Source organism: Albidovulum sp., assembly GCF_049646345.1.
GTDB lineage: Bacteria > Pseudomonadota > Alphaproteobacteria > Rhodobacterales > Rhodobacteraceae > Albidovulum.
In genome coordinates this window covers 1-2,944 of sequence record NZ_JBARVQ010000871.1, presented here as the reverse complement: position 1 = coordinate 2,944, position 2,944 = coordinate 1, and the positions used below count along the sequence as shown (strand labels likewise).

General features: G+C 65.6%; 3 protein-coding genes. All 3 read left to right on the top strand.

Annotated features, from left to right (window positions below):
* The coding region (locus WBB85_RS22800; protein ID WP_432640857.1) for a transketolase C-terminal domain-containing protein at positions 1 to 370 on the top strand (370 nt) is incomplete at its 5' end.
* Complete coding sequence (locus WBB85_RS22795; protein ID WP_432640856.1) at positions 367 to 1,398, top strand: ACP S-malonyltransferase; 1,032 nt, start codon at positions 367 to 369, stop codon at positions 1,396 to 1,398. The genes WBB85_RS22800 and WBB85_RS22795, both read left to right, overlap by 4 nt.
* Position 1,399: 1 nt before the next feature.
* Positions 1,400 to 2,899 (top strand): L-piperidine-6-carboxylate dehydrogenase, encoded by a 1,500-nt coding sequence (gene amaB, locus WBB85_RS22790; protein WP_432640855.1) that lies wholly within the window; start codon positions 1,400 to 1,402, stop codon positions 2,897 to 2,899.
* Positions 2,900 to 2,944: the final 45 nt, after the last annotated feature.

Sequence of the window (2,944 nt, the reverse complement as noted above, 5' to 3'; positions counted from 1 at the left end):
CGGCACGGATATTGCCATCGTTACCTATGCCAACGGCTACTATCTGTCGCGGCAGGCCGAGACGCGGCTGGCAGAAGCGGGTGTGGAGGCGCGTGTCATCGATATGCGCTGGCTCTCGCCTTTGCCCACCGACGCGCTGGTGGATGCTGTGAAGGGTGCGAAGCGTATCCTGATCGTGGATGAGACACGCCGATCGGGCGGCGTGGCAGAGGCGCTGATCGCGCTTTTCACAGAACGCACCGATGTGCCGAAAGCGCGACTGACGGCGGAGGACAGCTTTATCGCCACCGGCCCCGCCTATGCCGCGACGATGCCGTCGGCGGACAGCATCTTTGATGCCGCAATGGCGCTGATCGGGGGGGCGAAATGAAGACTGCCGTAGTCATCTGCCCAGGGCGGGGCACCTATACCAAGACCGAGCTTGGCTATCTGAAGCGGCATTTCGGCGACCGGGCGCTGCTTGGCTCATTCGACAACGCGCGCAGCGCGCTGGGGCAGGAAACCTTGTCAGCCCTCGACGGCGCAGCGAGCTACTCCGTCGCAAAGCATACCCGTGGCGACAACGCTTCGGCGCTGATCTACGCCGCGACCTTGGGCGATTTCCGCGCCATCGACAGGGTCGAGATCGTCGCGGTGACCGGCAATTCGATGGGCTGGTATTCGGCGCTCGCCTGCGGCGGGGCGTTGACGGCGGAAGCCGGGTTCGAGGTGGTCAACACCATGGGCACGCTGATGCAGGAGGCGCTGATCGGCGGCCAGCTGATCTACCCCTTCGTGGGCGAGGACTGGCGGCCTGACCCGGGGCGGAAGGCCGAGCTGATGGCGCTGATCGGCGACATTGCGGCCCGCGCGGATCATGTGCTTACGCTCTCCATCGACCTTGGCGGCATGCTGGTGCTGGCGGGGAATGAGGCGGGGCTTAAGGCCTTTGAGGACGCAGTGCCCCCGGTGCAGGGCCGCTTCCCTATGCGGCTCGCCAATCACGCGGCGTTTCATTCGTCCCTTCAGGCCTCGGTCGCCGAGCGTGGCCGGGCCCGGCTTTCACCTTCGCTCTTTGGCCAGCCGAGGCTGCCGATGATCGACGGACGGGGTGCGATCTGGTGGCCCGGTGCGACCGACACCCAGGCACTTTGGGACTACACCCTCGGCCATCAGGTGACCGAGACCTATGACTTCACCCATGCGATAAGGATCGCGGCGCGGGAATTCGCGCCCGATCTTTTTATCGTCACCGGGCCGGGCACGACGCTTGGCGGGGCGGTGGCCCAGTCGCTGATCCTCGTCGATTGGCGTAGCATGGGGTCCAAGAGCGATTTTCATAAACGGCAACAGGAAGGGCCGGTGTTGATCTCCATGGGAATGGACGATCAGCGCGGCACCGTCACCAAGGGAGACTGACATGAGCCACAATGACATCATCAAGGCCGCGGGCCTGACCGAAGCGGAAGTGACCGGCGGCGCGCTGGCCGTGCATTCGCCCATCGACGGGGCGGAAGTGGCGCGCGTGCGCGAAACCGATCCGGCGGATATGGCGAAGATCATCGCCAGGTCGCAGGAAGCGTTCAAAGCCTGGCGCACGGTGCCTGCGCCGCGCCGGGGCGAACTGATCCGGCTTTTGGGTGAGGAACTGCGCGCCGCCAAGGACGAACTTGGCGCTGTGGTGACACTGGAGGCGGGCAAGATCACCTCAGAAGGTCTCGGCGAGGTGCAGGAGATGATCGACATCTGCGACTTCGCAGTCGGCCTCTCGCGCCAGATCTACGGGCTGACCATCGCCTCGGAACGGCCCGGCCACCGGATGATGGAGACCTGGCACCCCTTGGGGCCTTGCGCCGTCATCACCGCCTTCAACTTCCCCGTCGCGGTCTGGTCGTGGAACACCGCGCTCGCGCTCGTCTGCGGCGATCCGGTGATCTGGAAACCGTCCGAGAAAACACCGCTGACCGCGATGGCCTCGATGAAGATCATGGAACGTGCGTTGAAACGCTTCGGCGACGCGCCCAAGGGGCTGGTGCAACTGGTCATCGGCGGCCCGGCCATCGGCGAGGCGCTGGTGAATTCTCAGGACGTGCCGATCGTCTCGGCCACCGGCTCGACCCGCATGGGCGGTATCGTCGGGCCCAAGGTCGCGGGGCGCTGGGGGCGGCCGATCCTGGAACTTGGCGGCAACAATGCGATGATCGTCGCGCCCTCTGCCGATCTCGACATGGCGGTGCGCGGGATCGTCTTTTCCGCCGTCGGCACGGCGGGCCAGCGCTGCACGACGCTGCGGCGGCTGATCGCGCATAACTCGATCAAGGATGATCTGGTGGCGAAACTGACCAAGGCCTATGCCTCGCTGCCCATCGGCGATCCGCGTCAGGGGACGACGCTGGTCGGCCCGCTGATCGACCATGCCTCGCGCGACCGGATGCAGGCTGCCTTGGCTCAGGCGACATCCGAAGGCGGCACCGTCCATGGCGGCAAGACCGTGACCGAAGGCGTGCCGCAGGGCGGTGCCTATGTCGAACCGGCGATTGCCGAGATGCCGAGCCAGACCGCTACGGTGCGGACCGAGACCTTTGCTCCGATCCTCTACGTCATGGGCTATGAAACGCTGGAGGAAGCCATCGCCATCCAGAACGACGTGCCGCAGGGGCTTTCGTCGTGCATCTTCACGCTGAACATGCGCGAGGCCGAAGCGTTCCTGTCGGCCGCCGGTTCCGACTGCGGCATCGCCAACGTCAATATCGGCCCCTCAGGCGCCGAGATCGGCGGCGCCTTCGGCGGCGAGAAGGAGACGGGCGGCGGGCGCGAAAGCGGATCGGACGCCTGGAAGGGCTATATGCGGCGGCAGACGAACACGATCAACTATTCGGCCCAACTGCCACTGGCGCAGGGCGTGAAGTTCGACTTCTGACCCACCCGACAACGCAGTCCCGGACTTGATCCGGGACCTCGTGAC